Annotated in this window: 29 protein-coding genes; all 29 read right to left on the minus strand. The window is 35.1% G+C overall.

The window, feature by feature from the left end; all coding sequences use genetic code 11:
* Positions 1–105: 105 nt before the first annotated feature.
* Entirely contained in the window at positions 106–534 is a 429-nt protein-coding gene (locus LV469_02820) for an N-acetylmuramoyl-L-alanine amidase (GenBank protein ID UHR03238.1), read from the minus strand.
* Position 535: 1 nt separating this feature from the next.
* Positions 536–865 (minus strand): hemolysin XhlA family protein, encoded by a 330-nt coding sequence (locus LV469_02825; protein ID UHR03239.1) that lies wholly within the window; start codon positions 863–865, stop codon positions 536–538.
* Between the two features lie 131 nt (positions 866–996).
* Positions 997–1,458: a hypothetical protein gene (locus LV469_02830; GenBank protein ID UHR03240.1), complete on the minus strand. Its 462-nt coding sequence runs from the start codon at positions 1,456–1,458 to the stop codon at positions 997–999.
* Between the two features lie 44 nt (positions 1,459–1,502).
* Positions 1,503–1,778 carry a type II toxin-antitoxin system YafQ family toxin gene (locus tag LV469_02835; GenBank protein UHR03241.1) on the minus strand — a complete coding sequence of 92 codons (276 nt, stop codon included), beginning with the start codon at positions 1,776–1,778 and terminating at the stop codon, positions 1,503–1,505.
* A complete protein-coding gene (locus tag LV469_02840; GenBank protein UHR03242.1) occupies positions 1,775–1,996 on the minus strand; it encodes a type II toxin-antitoxin system RelB/DinJ family antitoxin in 222 nt (73 codons plus the stop codon). Before LV469_02840 ends, LV469_02835 begins: the two co-directional genes overlap by 4 nt.
* 92 nt (positions 1,997–2,088) lie before the next feature.
* Entirely contained in the window at positions 2,089–2,505 is a 417-nt protein-coding gene (locus tag LV469_02845; protein UHR03243.1) for a hypothetical protein, read from the minus strand.
* Between the two features lie 3 nt (positions 2,506–2,508).
* Positions 2,509–3,648 carry a hypothetical protein gene (locus LV469_02850; GenBank protein UHR03244.1) on the minus strand — a complete coding sequence of 380 codons (1,140 nt, stop codon included), beginning with the start codon at positions 3,646–3,648 and terminating at the stop codon, positions 2,509–2,511.
* Between the two features lie 2 nt (positions 3,649–3,650).
* Positions 3,651–3,797: a hypothetical protein gene (locus LV469_02855; protein UHR03245.1), complete on the minus strand. Its 147-nt coding sequence runs from the start codon at positions 3,795–3,797 to the stop codon at positions 3,651–3,653.
* Complete coding sequence (locus LV469_02860) at positions 3,797–3,952, minus strand: hypothetical protein (GenBank protein UHR03246.1); 156 nt, start codon at positions 3,950–3,952, stop codon at positions 3,797–3,799. The genes LV469_02855 and LV469_02860 overlap by 1 nt, the downstream gene beginning before the upstream one ends.
* Positions 3,952–4,188, minus strand: coding sequence for a hypothetical protein (locus tag LV469_02865; GenBank protein ID UHR03247.1), 237 nt, complete (start codon positions 4,186–4,188; stop codon positions 3,952–3,954). The genes LV469_02860 and LV469_02865 overlap by 1 nt, the downstream gene beginning before the upstream one ends.
* Positions 4,185–5,858: a hypothetical protein gene (locus tag LV469_02870; GenBank protein ID UHR03248.1), complete on the minus strand. Its 1,674-nt coding sequence runs from the start codon at positions 5,856–5,858 to the stop codon at positions 4,185–4,187. The genes LV469_02865 and LV469_02870 overlap by 4 nt, the downstream gene beginning before the upstream one ends.
* Positions 5,859–5,925: 67 nt before the next feature.
* Positions 5,926–6,399: a hypothetical protein gene (locus LV469_02875; protein UHR03249.1), complete on the minus strand. Its 474-nt coding sequence runs from the start codon at positions 6,397–6,399 to the stop codon at positions 5,926–5,928.
* Positions 6,392–6,736 carry a hypothetical protein gene (locus LV469_02880; GenBank protein ID UHR03250.1) on the minus strand — a complete coding sequence of 115 codons (345 nt, stop codon included), beginning with the start codon at positions 6,734–6,736 and terminating at the stop codon, positions 6,392–6,394. The genes LV469_02875 and LV469_02880 overlap by 8 nt, the downstream gene beginning before the upstream one ends.
* Positions 6,737–7,411: a DUF2612 domain-containing protein gene (locus LV469_02885; protein ID UHR03251.1), complete on the minus strand. Its 675-nt coding sequence runs from the start codon at positions 7,409–7,411 to the stop codon at positions 6,737–6,739.
* Between the two features lie 87 nt (positions 7,412–7,498).
* The gene (locus LV469_02890; GenBank protein ID UHR03252.1) at positions 7,499–8,731 is read right to left on the minus strand and encodes a baseplate J/gp47 family protein; all 1,233 of its coding nucleotides are present in this window, start codon (positions 8,729–8,731) and stop codon (positions 7,499–7,501) included.
* Complete coding sequence (locus LV469_02895; protein UHR03253.1) at positions 8,724–9,086, minus strand: DUF2634 domain-containing protein; 363 nt, start codon at positions 9,084–9,086, stop codon at positions 8,724–8,726. Before LV469_02895 ends, LV469_02890 begins: the two co-directional genes overlap by 8 nt.
* Positions 9,087–9,094: 8 nt before the next feature.
* Entirely contained in the window at positions 9,095–9,649 is a 555-nt protein-coding gene (locus LV469_02900; GenBank protein UHR03254.1) for a hypothetical protein, read from the minus strand.
* Positions 9,646–10,494: a hypothetical protein gene (locus LV469_02905; GenBank protein ID UHR03255.1), complete on the minus strand. Its 849-nt coding sequence runs from the start codon at positions 10,492–10,494 to the stop codon at positions 9,646–9,648. The genes LV469_02900 and LV469_02905 overlap by 4 nt, the downstream gene beginning before the upstream one ends.
* Positions 10,478–10,786, minus strand: coding sequence for a hypothetical protein (locus tag LV469_02910; protein ID UHR03256.1), 309 nt, complete (start codon positions 10,784–10,786; stop codon positions 10,478–10,480). The genes LV469_02905 and LV469_02910 overlap by 17 nt, the downstream gene beginning before the upstream one ends.
* Positions 10,783–11,241: a hypothetical protein gene (locus LV469_02915; protein UHR03257.1), complete on the minus strand. Its 459-nt coding sequence runs from the start codon at positions 11,239–11,241 to the stop codon at positions 10,783–10,785. Before LV469_02915 ends, LV469_02910 begins: the two co-directional genes overlap by 4 nt.
* Before the next feature lie 16 nt (positions 11,242–11,257).
* On the minus strand, positions 11,258–13,204 hold the full coding sequence (locus LV469_02920; protein UHR03258.1) for a phage tail tape measure protein: 1,947 nt from the start codon (positions 13,202–13,204) through the stop codon (positions 11,258–11,260).
* A gap of 151 nt (positions 13,205–13,355) precedes the next feature.
* Positions 13,356–13,634 carry a hypothetical protein gene (locus LV469_02925; protein ID UHR03259.1) on the minus strand — a complete coding sequence of 93 codons (279 nt, stop codon included), beginning with the start codon at positions 13,632–13,634 and terminating at the stop codon, positions 13,356–13,358.
* A gap of 35 nt (positions 13,635–13,669) precedes the next feature.
* The gene (locus LV469_02930; protein UHR03260.1) at positions 13,670–14,083 is read right to left on the minus strand and encodes a DUF3277 family protein; all 414 of its coding nucleotides are present in this window, start codon (positions 14,081–14,083) and stop codon (positions 13,670–13,672) included.
* The gene (locus LV469_02935) at positions 14,083–15,072 is read right to left on the minus strand and encodes a DUF3383 domain-containing protein (protein UHR03261.1); all 990 of its coding nucleotides are present in this window, start codon (positions 15,070–15,072) and stop codon (positions 14,083–14,085) included. Before LV469_02935 ends, LV469_02930 begins: the two co-directional genes overlap by 1 nt.
* A complete protein-coding gene (locus tag LV469_02940) occupies positions 15,069–15,578 on the minus strand; it encodes a hypothetical protein (GenBank protein UHR03262.1) in 510 nt (169 codons plus the stop codon). The genes LV469_02935 and LV469_02940 overlap by 4 nt, the downstream gene beginning before the upstream one ends.
* Positions 15,559–15,942 (minus strand): hypothetical protein, encoded by a 384-nt coding sequence (locus LV469_02945; GenBank protein ID UHR03263.1) that lies wholly within the window; start codon positions 15,940–15,942, stop codon positions 15,559–15,561. The genes LV469_02940 and LV469_02945 overlap by 20 nt, the downstream gene beginning before the upstream one ends.
* Complete coding sequence (locus tag LV469_02950) at positions 15,935–16,444, minus strand: hypothetical protein (GenBank protein ID UHR03264.1); 510 nt, start codon at positions 16,442–16,444, stop codon at positions 15,935–15,937. Before LV469_02950 ends, LV469_02945 begins: the two co-directional genes overlap by 8 nt.
* Positions 16,428–16,745, minus strand: a complete 318-nt coding sequence (locus LV469_02955) for a hypothetical protein (GenBank protein UHR03265.1) — start codon at positions 16,743–16,745, stop codon at positions 16,428–16,430. Before LV469_02955 ends, LV469_02950 begins: the two co-directional genes overlap by 17 nt.
* On the minus strand, positions 16,693–16,920 hold the full coding sequence (locus tag LV469_02960; protein ID UHR03266.1) for a hypothetical protein: 228 nt from the start codon (positions 16,918–16,920) through the stop codon (positions 16,693–16,695). The genes LV469_02955 and LV469_02960 overlap by 53 nt, the downstream gene beginning before the upstream one ends.
* Between the last annotated feature and the right edge of the window lie 2 nt (positions 16,921–16,922).

Below are 16,922 nucleotides of genomic sequence, written 5' to 3' on the forward strand. Positions count from 1 at the left end.
CCTCCATAGGCTTGGCTGCTGATTGACTGTAGTTTAAGTATATCATTATTACATCATTGTGTCTACAGTGTTTCCAGCAATTAAAGGAGTTTTAAGTGAGCAGTATTAATTGGGTTTACTCACATCATAGTGCCTGCATACACTCCCAATTGACACATTGAATTTTGACATTAAATTCTTTACAAGCTCTACTAAGTTTTCATAAGCCTTTTGATAATCTCCGTCAGAATTGATACAAAGTTCAATTCCTATTGAAGTGCAGTTGCGCACCCCATTTAAAGCTCTTCCATAGCCCTGTGTATCTCCACAATGCCAAGCAGAAAAGCCATCTCCAATAATCTGGACTATTTCATGGTCATCCACAAAGTAGTGAGCACTCGCATTTCTATTGCCACCAGCAAAAAACTTGTAGTGATTAAAAGCATTCGCCCCAGAACCAGAATTCCCAGTATCGTGGATAACTAAATATTGTATCCTCTTGCCCTTCCTACTTGAATAGTTAAAATTTATAGGCATAAATCTAAAACTTACCACTTCACCACCCCTTAACTAACTTAGCTATAATCCCCGTCACAATAGCCGTTATGACTATAGTTATAATCGTATCCTTGTACTTGTCAAAAGCCCTCTTAGGCTTGTCCGTAAGCTCTATAAGAGTCGCATTCATAGTCTTTAGCTGCTCTTTTATAAAGTCCAAATCCTTTTGAAAAAGTTTTATATTTGTATCCTGTTCCGAATTTTTTATCTTCAGATCCTCTATCTTCGTTTCATGCTCCTTTAGCGTACCGTCATGCCTTTCGACAATCTTCTCCAAAAGAGAAACCCTTCTTTCATGGTCGGCACACTTTTCACTAGTATCAGTCATAAGCACCCCTCCTAAGTCTTTCTAATTTCCAATAAAAAAGGACCCCCTATAGGTCCTCTAACATATATTCTTTCTATCTCCAACATCTAAACCAAAATAAGCAAGCTGCAAATATTATGAGTTTTAAAACATCACTTCACCCTAACATACCAAAAACCATCTTTAACCCCATTATCGGGATAAGTGCCTTTTTTAGCTGTTGTTCTGCTAATGAGCTTGTCTTTTTGTTTTCCAACTTCCATTGCTTTATAAAAAATAGGCTTTGCATACATTCTTTCTATATATCCTAAATATTTAGAATGATAGCCACTAGTTAGCCAATATTTTGGAAATCTATCCTCTATATATAAATCTGGAATTTCAAAATAACCATCTTCAGTTATATGATATTCTCTACCACCGCGGTTATAAATGCTTGTATCTTGGTACCCTTCCATAGAGTCTATAGATACTTCGACTTTATCCCAAACAGGTTTAACACTATATACCTCATACGTAGCAAGGCTCTCCCATAATACCCCCCCCCGATAGATAATTCGCAGAATATCAGCATTAGAGACCCTTACAGCCCTTATATCCTTGTCAATTTTCATATAACCACCTCAATAAAAAAGACGACCCTAAAGTCGTCAAAAATTCAAAACAGCTCAGCATGACTGCCCGTTCTATTTAGCACCAAAACAAGCTCATCATCAGATATTTCATAAATAAGTAGCCAATCAGGCGCAATGTGGCACTCCCTCATATTCTGATACTCTCCCTTTAACTTGTGGTCTTTAAACTTCGTATCCAAGCAAAGACCACAAGCCAAAGCTTCAACCACATCAAACAGTCTATTCAAATCATACTTGCCACTTTTTTTAATCCGCTTCAAATCCCTCTCAAAACTCTTGCGCAGCCTAATCTTTCTCATAGCTTATCAACATAATCTCTAAAATCAGACATATCATCAAATTCAGCCACAATTGGATTATTAGCCTTAACCTTAAAAGGAATGGCCCTCTCACTAACTACCGCCCTAGCAAAAATGTTAAAAGCAGTAGACATACTCATCCCAATGGAGTCACAAACATCAGAAAAATCTTTCTTTAAACTCTCATCAAGCCTTATATTCAAATTAACATTAGACATACTACCACCCTTTCCTAGCACTATTATATCATTTTACACGCAAAAGTCTATAAAGTTCCAGTTAAAGCAGCTCCAAATAAGCCACACCCTTACTAAATTTCATACAAGACCGTAAGAGTAACTCCAGATACGTATTCACCTTTTTCGCCAACCATCAAAACACCAACTTCCTCTTTAACTTCCTTTGCAGCTTGCCAACAGTCAATAGAGCACTTTACTGGATGTGAGTTATTATCAGGCGCTAATAATGTGGTGTGTACCTCTTTTCTTGCTGGAAACAGCAGGTTCACTGACTTGTTAAAATAACCATTCTGATCTAAATACACTCTCTGCACTTGTACAGTCAACCTAGCTAACCTTTCATTTAGCTTTTCATTATAAGCAAATACACCATCACCTAACATTATGACCTTCGACTCCAACCCACCAGCAATATTATAAACATTTCCACCACTAGCTATTTTACAAATATTTCCGCCACTAGCTGTTTCTTCTATATCAAACGCCATCTCTTACCCCCTTATAAAATAAATCTTACTTGAATCCGACTTTTGACTAGTAGACAAAGCATTATACTCACTCTCAGTCAAAATGACCTGTTCCTTTAACTTATCAAGCCTAGTCTCCGTCTTCTTTTTGTAGTTCGTAAATTCTATAAGCAAGCCACTCAATTTTTTCGCCGAAGCCTTCTCTCTAATTTCTGCACCTAAAGTTTCCGCAACTTGATTCAAAACTGGAGAAAGCGACCGAAACTGGCTAAGGTCATCAAGAACATACTCTTTAGTCCATGGTTCCCATTTTTTATTCTTATCGTCATAAAGACGTATATAGGAAATAAGTTCACTATATATAACAAGTTTCTGATAATTGCCCCCTACTATTAAAGCAAAAAAAGACATGTTATTTAAATCTGGATCTATAAAACTTAGTCTATCATCTTCAAGCAATAAATTCTTAGCACTCGCAAATCCAAAATACACTCCATTTGTGTAATCATCAAAATTAAATCGACTGTCATAGTCACTAGGGACAATAAAATTTGCAAGCTTTCTCATATCATCATCAGTAAAATCATTACTAGACAGACCCTTGCCATCCACCTTCCTCACATAAGGCTCAAGATTAATCAAGCTCGCAAGCTCCGTCTTTTGAGCACTAGTAAGATCGCCATACTTCAAAGGATCTCCCCTCTCACCCTTAAAACCTTGCGGCCCAATCGCCCCCCTTTCACCCTTCACACCTTGAGGCCCTCTCGGGCCAATCTCACCTCGAGGGCCAGGCTCCCCTTGTGGGCCTTTAATTCTACCTACATTTATAAACTTCCCATCCTTTGCAAGATATAAATCACCCTTTACCATGTAGCCCTCGCCATCCTTAGGATTCTTAGGCAAATTAGCCTCATTATCAACAGTTCCATTTATACTAAGACTAGTCCCAGTATCACCCTTTTCTCCACGACCACCAGTTTCACCTCGTAGCCCTCGATTCAAATAAGGAAGATCAGAGTATGGGTTTTTCCCATCTCCGACCTTCATAAGCTGAGTATCAGACTCAATTGCAATCTCACCCTTAAGCAACATTAAATTTTCCCCCTCCAACTCAGCCTTAGTGCCACAATTAAATATAAATCTTCCTTCTCTTAAAATTTTCAATTTTATACCCCTTGAAGTTCCTTAATCACTTCTTCAACCGCTGCTCTAATACCAAAAATAGCTGGCACCTGTTCAAGCTTATAGACCCCAGTCATAACCATAGTAACCCAAGCCTTAACAACCATTGAATCTCTGTCAAATTTAAGCATTATTTATCCCCCTTTCTTTGATCTAACACCTTTTTAACGACCGCCCTCAAATCCCAGATATCAGGCACATCGTCTAGTGTTCTTTCACCACTTAAAATCATAGTCACCCACGCACCTACAATTATGCTACCTTCCTTAAAAAATCCTTTTGACATTATTTCATACCTCCCATAGTTACCATCATAGTAGTAAGCTCAGTTATAGCCTTCGCTTGATCCATGGCCATCTGTTGTACCATCATAGTCATCTCTACTGCCAACTCGTCACTGTCAGCCGCTTTACTTTCAATTACTTTCGCTAAATGCTCAGCCTGCTTTTTTAAATCGCCCGAAGCCTCAAGCCTTCTAATCGCTTGTATTTCAGATACAGGCTTTTGTACAAATTCAATCATTCCACTGACCCCCCTATCGAAGTTATATAGCTAGTAACTGTTGACTTACCTTTTTCAATCGTAAGCCTTATATTCACTCCCCACTTTGTATCAGTCTTAGAAGTGTTTAAGAAATTAAAGGCTCTACCCTCATTAGTAACAGCCGTCGCATCTTCCCAAGTAGGCTCCGTATCATAAGCATTATTGCAAACCTCTACCCTGCCAGTAGCAAAAGGAGCCACAAACCAGCCAGGTATAACAAGCACTTTCTTAGCCATCACATCAGTATCTCTAGGCACCTTAAGCTGCATGATTAACCTAGCGGCAGTTCTAGTAAAAGATACTAGTCTAGTAGATACAAGCCCATTGCTATCAGTAGCCACAATCTTCAAAGTGTGCTTACCTAGAGTCAACTTTAAAAAGTCAAATCCTTTAAGTTCGTACTTGTACTCTTTATTGTCTACCCCGTCAAATTCAGGCACTACAAGCCTATTATCCAAGAAAGCTTTAATCTTTATCTCGTCCTTCTCTTCGTCAGTCACTGAGTAGGCATAAGTAAATTCTTTGTCTTTTTCTCCTAAATCAGTATCAGTGCCACTAATAATAGGAGCAAAATTGCTCCTTGCAAAAGTAAATCTTCTATAACTTACAGCATTATTAGCATCCCTAGCTTCAATCTCTATAGTGTTACTTACATTGATTGCAAACTCAGAGAGCATCTTAGCAGTAATAGTTATAGACTGCTCACCAGTACCGATATTTGTAATATTCTTTAAGATTTTGCCATTAAGTTTTTCAATTACATTCACCTTATCATTATTAGGATCCTTGACCGTATAGACTATAGTAAAAGCAGAGTTTTTATTTCCTAAATCAGCATCAGTACCACTAATAATAGGAGCAGAATTGATCTTCTCAAAAGTATAAGTCCTAGTAGAAATTTCACCCTGCTTATCCTTAGCTATAATCTCAATCTTATGCTTGCCCAAATCATACTTAGATAAGTCAATATAAAGCTCCTTCTTAACACCAAGAGAAGTCTTTGTAAAATCCTTTAAAATCTTACCATCACAAACAATCTTAACCTTTACAGCATCCCCATCATCAGAATCAGTAACCACATACTTTATACTAAAATCACTATTTACAACCCCATAATCATAATTAGACCCAGAAATCAAAGGAGCCGCATTTATAAATTCATAATAAAAATCTCCAAATTCCCCATTTAGAGGGTAATCTGACTTTCTTGACGATTTTACTTCTTCTATGAAATCTCCCTTAGTATATCCAGCAATGTAAGTATTTTTCTCATCACGATAATAGGAATAATATATTTTTATAGCTACAACATGTTTGTCTTCCCCATCCATAACATCGGATATATCCATGTGTGCATTTTGAGGGACTATCCCATCTCTTTTTAAGATATTCTCTGTATAACTCCATGATAATTGTTGTAATCCTGCTATGCTGGAAACAGTTTTTACAGTAAGACCAGCTGGCACCCTCTTATACCATTCGTAACCATATCCATTATTTGGATACCAATCCTCATACATTAACAAGATTGGATTTCCAACTACACTAATCTTTTCATCAGGTTCAAAAACAGCATAATTTTCAACCCGCTTAGACTCAATCCTCTCCTTGTAAACAGGCTTTTTAAAATACTTTTTCCAAATAAACATAACTACCTCCCAGAAAAATCAAGCACATCGTTACAACTAGAATATAAACCACATATTTTAGGAAGCATTAAACAATACCCCTTCCATTTATCTCGTCATAAGCACCCTCAAGGATAACAAGATCCTCATTTATCTTCATAGCCGAAGCCACAAATCCGTTATAGCTCATATTATTTGAAGCTTGACCAAGAAGAGTCGCAACCTGAATCTGAAGCCTTGAAACAATCTCCCTTAAAGCCTTAACATTTACGAAATTTATAAGATCATTCCATTCCATCCTTCCGAGATTTTCAGCATTTACAAAAGTACCCTCTTGAAAGATATTTCCGTCAAATCTTTCGTGTCTTACAAGCTGAGTGCCATCAGAGTTATTTTTTACAATTGTTTCTTTCTTTACATCTCCAAATTCAGCAATGTTGTCATACCAAAAAACAAGCCCTATTTCGTCATTCAAGAGCTTGTCTTTATATTTGCCTAAAAAATTGTTGTTATATTCGTCTTTCTTTAAGTTGTAGTAATCCCTTAAAGTGAACTTACTCATTCCTTACCCCCTTTGCTAGGTCAAAGATATTTATAGGATCATCGATTTCCACTTCTTTCACCCTTATATAAAAAGAAGCCACAAGACTATATCCTGTAGACTTTAAAAAACTATCAGGCTTTGAAATTATTACATTACCCTCCCTATCCTTTATAAAAATATCGCTAACTCTTCCCTTACCATCAGAAGCATTAGTAAAAATCTTTAAAACATTTCCCGAAGCTTCCGTCTTTAAGATCTCCATATCCCTTTTATTGCCGTCTATAATCATCTCGGCACTCGCAACTTTACCCTCAATAAATCCACATATATCACTAATTAGCTTCTCACTAAGCATCTACTCACCTCTTTCAAAACTATAAATATCATCACTATTAAAATCAGTCGCATAAATTATCTCAGTGACTTCTCCATTCTCGAGATCACCAGATTTAATCTTTCCGACCGTAGGATAATAATTCTTGCCATAATTACTGCCAACCTCTATATTAAGATCACTTACAAGCCTTTGCGCCTCTGCAAACACATATGGAATATCACCACAAGGATGTTCACCGCAGAAAAAAGCAGGATAGGTATAAGTGCCATACCTTGAAATTATATTTAAATCACTTGAATAAACAAAATCAAAATATACTCTAACTCCTGCCGCTTTTATCTTTTCAATTATATCTTGAGGAAAATTTTTAAACTTAGGTTTTAATTTTAAAAAAAATGTAGCAGGTTCATTCAAATATCTTTCGTAAGGCCATGCTTCAGATATGCCTAAATAAATATCTTTAACTAAAATAGACATAACTTTATTAATAGTTGGAATATTTCCAATGGACATATTCGCAAGTATTCTAACTTTAATAAGTTGCCTATAAAGATCATCATCTTCGCCATTCCTAAATTGACCCACATTTGCACCTAATTTGTCTAAAGTCTCGCCCTTAGCCTTATCAATGTTTCTACTATCATTTATACTTACAAAGCCTTTTTCTATATCTCCATATCCACCATATAACACATAATAGAGATCCAGATTATTAGGTTTTCTAAATCTTTCAGGAAGTCGTCGCCAAGCCTTATAATATAAATCTTTTGATCTTTTTGATTATGATACATACTCAATCACAACCTTTTCTGGACTTGTTTTTGCAATAGATGCTCTAGCTATTTCTATGTTTGTTTGCTGCCAATCTTTACCATTTTTAGAAATAAAAGCATCAATATCTGCCACTCCACCAAGGCACATTATCCGTCCAAGTACTTTAGATTGAATTACATCTTCTCCAAGCTTTAATCCGGAGTATTCAATTCCGTCCTCGTCCTTGCCACCAATATAATTTACAACTGCTCTTTTTACAGAATCGTCCCCCGTATAGTCTTTATCTTTTTTTATTCTTAACTTTACAAATATGTTTTCGACTTTTGCTCTTGTAAACCCTATATGATGAATTGATTCTTTTTCATCCTTAATATCGATTACAACATCGCCAAAAGCTTGTATTCCTGCAGCTTTGTTATCATAGATTGTCTTTGCAATATCTCGGTCTTCTCCACCATATACAAAACAAGCAACTGACTTTGGAGGTATTCCATCAATAGTTTCCATAGTTACATTCTCTCTAACTTCACAATCAACTACCTTGTCAATATCTAAAAGAGCAGCAGTAATAGCAGGCACAGTTGAGCCACCAACTCTTGAGTATGATTTTTTATATCTTTCTCTGAATTCAGCGTCAGTCTCTATATTTAACCCACCAACAGAGGCTTCTTTGTTAATGACTTTATTAATTCCTAATGAAGGGTTTAAGATTTCAGTTATAGTTTCTTTGTCAACATTATTGTTTCTTCCTGCTCCAATTGATTCGACATAGACATCAGCACTTCCACCACTTATACTTGCCTCTTCAAGCGTTTCAAAAACAATTCCCTTCTTAGTACTAACCATAAAACCTTTTGGAATTATAACTCCATCATCTCCATAAATCGTAATTATAGTTTTACTTTTAGTTGCAGGTCGTCTTGTAATAGTTAAATACATTCCCACATTATCAAGCGCTGTTCCTTCTGCAGAATTGACAAAAGGAGCATTGTAGACATCCTCTGCCAACTCCCATAAATAAGCCTCGTCCCAAGATAAATTTCTAATCAATTTACCCAAAAAAGAAGTCTCTGAAGTATCAATATTTACTCCAAAGACCTTTTTTGCTCTTTTAATTCTATCTGCTACACATTCAGGATATAGCTTTCTTCTAAATCCAAACTTAGTAAGTCCAAATTCTGAATTATTGATTTTCTTTACATCGTCAATCATACATAATCCATCTTTGCAATTATCCAAGATCCACCACCTCCTTGAGCCATAACTCTTGTTCACCTCTATCAATAATCAAAATATCAATAGCAGCAGTCCTGTTTTTAGCATCTCTTTCTATATTTATATTCCTAACTTCTTTTACTCTCTCATCCTGTAGGCAACATTCACGAATGACAAATTCCATCTCCCTATCACTTTTACCTTTTCCACTTATTGACTGATAATCAAGCCCAAGATTAATGTTTAGAAACCATTCATTTTTATTTACAGATAAACGGTTTTCAATATTTTGCCTAAGTTCCTCTTGACCACCTACAAGTTCAAGGTCATCGTTAACGACAGTATCTCCACCAATCATTTTAAAAGTGTTTTTATACATTTAACCACCTACACAATACTTGCTCCGTCGCTTGTACCATCTCCCTTGACCGCTATTTCTCTACCTCTATATTTAGCAAAGCCTTTTAACTCAATTTCTGCAGCTTCTATTTTTATTTTCCCATAGCTTTTTATATTTATTTTTGCAGTATTTGAAATATTTTGAATAATAAGACTGTCAGGATCATCTATGTTTAAGCTATCATTTAATAAAGTTATTCCACCAATGCAGATACAGTCCGAAACATCGTGTCCTCGTTCCGTTTCTGTCTTATCTTCTCCTAGTAAGATATTATCAGTGTCATTATCGGCAAATATTAAAATAACAATATCATCAGCTTTTAACGGATAATAAACAACAAAATCTTTGCTCCTTATTGTTGCAACTGGAACATTAATGATCATGGCGTTATCTTCGCTCGGTAGTGGCATAACATCAACTTTCATAGTCTCGGGATAAAACTTAACAACCTTTGCCACTTTACAGACATTCGTTTCTCCTGCAATGTTCTTTTTAAAATCTTCAAAAAAGTTATTTGCATTCCTATTTGCTTGTTCTCTCATATTTCCTCAACCTCTAACTCGGTGTTGAAATCTTTTGAATGTTTCCCAGAAATGACTCTAAAAGTGCCATTTAAAACCTTACACTCAATCTTAACTACGCTATCAGTTTCTATTTTTGGATTTAAAAGACAAGTAACCTTCCAAGTCTTTTTTGTTTCCTTATTTTTCTTCTTATCCTTTTCTTTTGCGACATCAGGATTTTTATCTCCACTTTCATCTTTGTTTAGTGTCGGTAATCCTACAAGGCCAGTGTCCTTATTTAAGACAAACCCTGTAGTATAACCTTTCTTTTGATCTCTTATAACGATTCGATTTTTGTTTATAAACATTTTGGATTCCGTATCTTTTACAAGTTGAATTAAAGATTTGCTTGCAAATCCTTTAATAGTTTTTCCAAGTTTATAAATTAAATCTTTTTTAGGCTTTATTTCTACAATTTCATATCCCATCACATTGGCAAGGTCTCTCATAATAACACTTGCCTTAGTTGCGTTGGTATAGGTCTTATTAAGTTCAGCCTTTCTCCAAGCCTTAGTTCCATCCCCAACTGTAATTTTAGTTACCTTATCAAGACCCTCCCAAGTTGTTTCTATATCCTCAATCTCGCCTGTGAGTATGTTAGCTTTATTATTCATGTACTTATAGCCAACATTAAGGTACAAATAACCATCTCGCTTTATATCGTTTATAGTGTCATCTGATAAGTTATAAATTGTAACTGTGGATATATCAGGCTCCTTCTCATCATTAAAAGATACATCAAAATCAATTTCAAGAGCATTTTCTCCCAAGTTTGTAAATCTCTTTTGACCAGCTAAAACCTCAATATCATGAATCCAAAACATACAAAAAAACATCCTCATTTAAATTGTCATAGTCTACCTTATTTGCTATTCCCGTCGTATCAAACGGTTTAATAACAACTTTTGGCACTCCTAAATATTTTAAATTTTCAAAAAGTTCAACATTGTAGACTACTTTGTAACTATCAACTATCTTTACATGGTCTTTTTTTACCGATACCGTAAAGAAATCACCAACAGAATTATAGTTTAACTCTAATTGAAAAGTAGAATTATCAAGTACAATCTCGAATTCATAGGGTATTTGATTCTTATCAATGTTAATAAATTTCAACGTGTTTGCACCTGCTTTCTTCCTGCATTAGTTTTTGCCTTAACCTTTGTAGCAGTTTTTGCGTCTTGCTTTTTAGTATCTGGATTTTTAACATTTACTTCAAAAGTTTCTGGTTTGGCAATTTTAACATGTTGTAAAGTAATTGAATAATCGAATCCCTTGGCATTAGTAACAGAATGATTAGTATCTAAATTAATTAAGACCAAATTTTTAAAAATATTTCTCCCTACATAAGTCAAAAGTGTAGATTCTCTTTGATAAGTTCTCAAAAGTCCCAACTTCGCAGGAGCATCATTAACTATTGAGCCTTGAAGCCTTAAAGTATAAGGTTTAATTTGCATATGGTCGGCAATATCTTCCCCTTTTTCTACTGGTTTACTTGTTACATCAGCAGTATTTGACGGGTTTTCCTCTACCACTGCATCCATAATTACGTCTTGTAGCCTTATTCTCATTGTGTTAACCAAGTTATCACGCCCTTTGTAACTGCATTTCTTTGAAGAAAATATCTAGTTGTTTTCTAACTTCTGATGCTATATTTTGAGGAGCCTCTTTACCTTCACCAGAATAATTAATAATGATCGTAGGATTATAGTTGTGTGATCCTTCCATTTTATTATTTGTAACGCTTTGCTTTTCGTTTTTATTAAATAAGCTAGGAAGTCCATCTTTAGTTCCGCCCATTTTTTTATACTGTCTACCTGCAGAAGCCGTTAAAATCATTTCATCTTTGTGCAAATTCGCAGCATAATTATCATAAGGCACTGAATCAAGACCTGTTGCATGAGAAGGTAGCCAACCTTTAATTTTTTCATAAGCCCCGCCTACTACATTGACTACACCTTTTATTGGCTTTGCGAAAAATGCTTTTACCGCTTCCCATTTTTGCTTTATCGTTTCCAAGGCATTTGAAACAACAGATTTCATTGCATTAAATCCATTTGCTACTGCATTAGCTGCACCTTCTAATTTTGACTTAATTTGTCCTCCAAGTTCCCCAGCCTTAGCCTTTATAGTTTCCCAGTGATAAGCTAGAGCAATTCCTGCAGCGGATAAAAGAGCAAATGCCCCTATTGCCACTGCAACCGGTGCAGTTAACATTCCAATTCCTGCAACTAGTCCACCAATAGCCATAACAAGACCACCAATAACAAGAAGAACAGGACCGAGAGCAACTGCTCCCAAGGCTATCAAAGATATAACCTTTTGTTGATGCGGAGTAAGATTTTGAAATTTCATAGCAAGCTCTCCAATTTTGCCCATGATATTTGAAATAATCGGCATAACTTGAGTCCCCATGTCAATAAAAGCATTTCTTAATTGTTCAACTGCCTTTGCATGTTCTAATTCATCACCCATCATTTTTTCATAGTTTTTATCAACAGATTCATCAGAGTTTTTCATAGCGTCTAAAGCCTTGTTGTAAGCATCAGTTCCGCCCTGCGTTAAAGAATTTGCAGCTTTTCCTGCATTGATATTTCCAAACATATCCCCAAGTTCAAGACCTGCGCTTTTAGCATTTTCTTTAATTATATTTAAAACATCACCAATATTTTTTCCTTCTTGTGTTAATTGCTTAAAAGACTTCCCAGTCATTTCTTTTAAAGCCTTATCTGATTTTGAACCATTTGAAGATAATTCATTAAGTAGACTGTTCATTGTAGTGGTTGCTTCGGCTGCATTGATACCTCTTGAAGTTAAAACTGCATAACTTGCACCTAACTGATCAAAGCCTACACCTGCAGCAGCTGCTGTAGGAATTACACGTCCCATAGATTTACCTAACTCATCAACAGTAATCTTGCCTAAATCTTGAGTCTTAACCATTATATCTTGAATTTTTTCAACTTTTGGTGCAGCATCCCCATAAGCATTAAGAGCAGTAGTTGTCGCATCTATTACTGTAGGTAGATCTGTAAATCCTGCTTTAGTTAATTTTAACCCTTGTTCTGTAAATTTAGTTAAATCTTCTGTCCTAACTCCAGATGACAAAGCTTCATACATAGCATTGGCCACTTCCTCTTGCATAATTCCACTTTCGTTTGATATTCTCTTAACTGTCTTTTTAAGTTCTGCAGTTGGCAAAATATTTTCATCTGTCAGGGTGGTTACCTGCCTTATTGCAGTATCAAGACTTTTAGCATCTGAAACTCCCTGTTTTAATTTAATAGCAAGTGGCATTGTTGTAGCAGTTAAGCCTGCACCTACTTTTGCAATACTTCCCCCAACTGACTTAAATTTTGAACCAGTACTCGTAAGATTATCTTGCATTTTAGACCAACCACTTTTAGAGACCTTGTCCGTCTCCTGCATGCTCTTTTTTAAACCATCTATTTTTTCGTCTGCTTTTTGAACATCACTTGCAAATTCGCCTGCACCTTCTGCCGCCAACTTCCAAGCTAATTCTCTAACTGACATTACTTCACCCCCTAACTTTCTTCAATCATTTCTACAGCTTGCCATAGCTTGTATAGATCATCTTCCGTTATTTCCATTGCTTCAGTATAAGTCAAATAACCTAACTTAATTAATTGAAGAATTGGTTTCCAGAATTTGTCATAATTATTTTCTACTTCTTCTCTGAGATCTCTGGCTTTTTTGCCATGTATTGAAAAAAAATGCATTCAGTAATTAGAAGTTCCAATTCTCCTAAGTCATCAAAATCCTCAATCTTTACTTTTGGATTGACTACTATATTAGCTAAACATTCATCATACATTACTACATCATCGGTCATTCCAGAAGGTAGAGTCCATTTTTGTCTTATCTCTAGTGCCTTTCTAATAGGAAGTTTTTGTAATACATATTTCTTACCCATAACCTCAACAGTCTTTTGTTCAAAATCCATCTTTAAACTCCTTTAAATAAAAAATAAGAGCCAAATTAAAGGCTCTTATTGTATACAAATGGAATAAACACTTCAAACTCTACTCCCTCAGCTTCTTTTTTTCTTGAATAGTCTGGAGTTTTAAGAATTCTACATTCATCACATGAAATATTTCTTCCATTGTCGTTCATATCAACCATAGTAAAAGTAAAATCTCTTTTACTTGCTGCCAAATCCATTATGAAATTAATGTGCGGACTTGTAGACATCAAAGGCAATTTTGCTTTCGCTGTTTCGTCGTGGTTAAGGGTATAGTGGACGCTTCCATCTACTCCAACCTTTGGAATTACATTATCCTCATTTTTTTCTACTGTGATTTTTGCATCCTCTGAAAAACCCGTTAAATAAACTCCGTCTACTTGCACTATGACTTTTTCAGGGTCATAAGTATATGTCTTTTTTTCAGTCATTATTTATCCTCCTCATTAACTGTGTCATAGGTTAGAATTCCGCTGATTTGTCCTGTATGAATTGCACCTTGAAGCATTGCAGTCCAAACAACATAGTCATACTTTCTAAGAGCGACTTCATTTGAAGGAACATCTTGTCTAAGTCTATAGTCAACCTTGTATTGTCCTTCTTCTACTATCCCTTGATCAACTGCTCTGGACAATATTTTTTCAGTTTCTCCAACAATCATTCCTATACCTTTATTTGTGTATGGAATCTTATCTTCAACAAGCGCTAGTCTTTGTAGTGCTTCTTCAAGTCTAAATCTAATCCAGTATTCTCCAAGAACAACATCAATATATTCTCCAGATAACATTTTTCCTTCAGTTGTTTGTAAAACACCTAATTTCTCAATATAGGTAAAAATACTATTCTTTTCTAAATCTGCAATATCCATCTTTGATATTACACATTCTTTCACACCTTGAAGTGTCTTAAATTTTGCAGTTTTTCCACCTATTTTATAAGACATGATAACTGCCAATGCCTCTGCAGCAAATGAATCAGGATCTGAGTGATACATAACAAAAGTATTGTCATAGGCTTGCTTTCCTAATATTTTGGCATCTTCAATACTGTTAGTAGTAGCTGCATAAACCTTGTTCTCTACTTGACAAAGTTCAGAAATCCCTTTAATTGTTTCCACACTATTATCGGTGCAATTGACAAAGAAAAAATCATGATTGTCTTGCAGAATTTTTTTAAATCCTTCCACTGCATCTCCACTTTTGCCAACAATTGCAACCTCTTGAGGCTGTGGTTTTTGCATAAATAGTCTGCTAGCTAGTTTATAAGCCTTACTTTTAGTATCAAGTTCCTTAACATCTTCTGGTCCTATAATTTTATAATTATATTCTTTAGTAGTATCAAAAATAAGAATCGTTCCAAACCCTCTTTCTGATACCCCTACAGTTTTTCTCTGAATATTTACAGGAAAATCCAATATCATTTTATACCTCCCTCGATTTTATAACTTTCAATAGTTTCCGTTCTATCTTTTATTTCTTGTACCAGTCTAAACTCTACATCAAATCCATATCTATACTCATAAGCTTCTCCCAATAACACCGTCCTATCAGTTATATTGCCGACATTAACAACAATATAATTATAGTCACTTAAAATTCGTCTTCCTTTAAATCTAAACCATTCCCAAGCTTTTATTGCAGCTTCCTCACATTCCTCTAAATCATCGGAATAAGCATTAAAAGACATGATAGACTTCGGTTGAAATTCTAGGGTACTTACCACATCATATTTAAAATTCTGATTTAGTGACGACTCAAAGCTCTCTTTTAAAACTCCACCCTCGCCTGTATTTTGCCTTAGAATTATAAATTTATATGAGTAATAAGGATACTTAGGTTTTTTATGGTTGCTATCAGTCTGTACTACCAAGAGATTAGTTTCTTCATTAAGTTCTTTTACAAAGCTTTCACGTAATTTCTTTATCATCTCTATTGGACCTTTCTAAGATATATATGTGTAAACCCAAGTCATAGTCAGAATAATCTTTCTCAGCCAAAATTTTATAGAACTTATGAGTACCATTGATTTGTAAATTTTCTATAATCGTTCCTTTTTCTAACTTTGAATAGCAATACAACTTTCTGTTATCAGACGAATAGCTCCCACCTTCATCAAATTTTAAATCATCATTGCTTAAAGGGACTATTGCAGCAGGTATTAAAATAAGATTGATTTCTTCTCCCGAAACATAAATTCCGCCCTTTTCTTGATCATAATAACCTTCAGATTTAATTAAGGCTTTAGTAGTACCTTTTGAATAATTGGCCACTAAATTTTTAAAATCAAACATAAATCACCTCAAAATCAATAGAATTAATTAATCTCCCTGTATCAATTAAAGGTTTAGTCTTTGGTCTTTTATGCTCCAACGTTACAGGTGAATTCGGTTCAAAACTGCCACTCTTTATATAGTCTTTAATCAAATTAACACAGGCATTGCCTACTATTTGGTAAAAGTTATCAGCACTTATTTTACTGTCTATTACAGCTTCCAATAGCTCCCCATAACTTTCTATTTTCTTTTGATTTTCATCAAAACTCGAACGCACAAAACTTCTTTCAGGTATTTTGATCACTTTAGTATTCTTACTTATGTTAATACCAAACTCATATCTAAAAAAACCTCTCATTTTATTTGTAACAGGTATATTGCAGCCATACTCATTAACATTGGCAATCATAAGGATCTCACCACCAGATTTAGATAAAATACCAATTCTCACAACAGTACTCGAAAGCTTTTCAAGAGTTTTTAAAATCTTATCTATATTACTTCTATCTTCTACCGTCATCATAGTACTTCTTTATTTTGTCAGACATTATATAAGGTCTTCTGTAAGGGTTTATCCATTCCAATATGAAATCTGGCAAGCCCGATGATCCTCCACCCGATCCGTTGCCATTAACATAAGTTATACTCATATCAGATAATTTTTCACTTGCAACGTTAAATTTCATAGGATCAAGTTTTACTAAATTTTCTAAAGCTAAGGCTACACCACTAGGATAAGGTTCTTTGAAAAGTATATTACAGTAGTCTTCAATCTGCCTTAGGTATAACTCTTGAAGTCTCTTTTCTTCTTTCTCCGTCATTCTTAGCACCTTCCTTTTTCTGTGTAGCTTTTGTTGTCTTTATTTTTTCAATATAGGATCCACCACGTCTAATTATTTCATCATAGCGAGACTCGGAGACCTCAAAGGTCTCCCCCTCGCTTCTAAGCACGTCTTCCTTTAAGTCGTAAAACTCGACTAATACCTTAACTTTCATAG

This window comes from Peptoniphilus sp. GNH (assembly GCA_021307325.1).
Classification (GTDB): domain Bacteria; phylum Bacillota; class Clostridia; order Tissierellales; family Peptoniphilaceae; genus KA00134.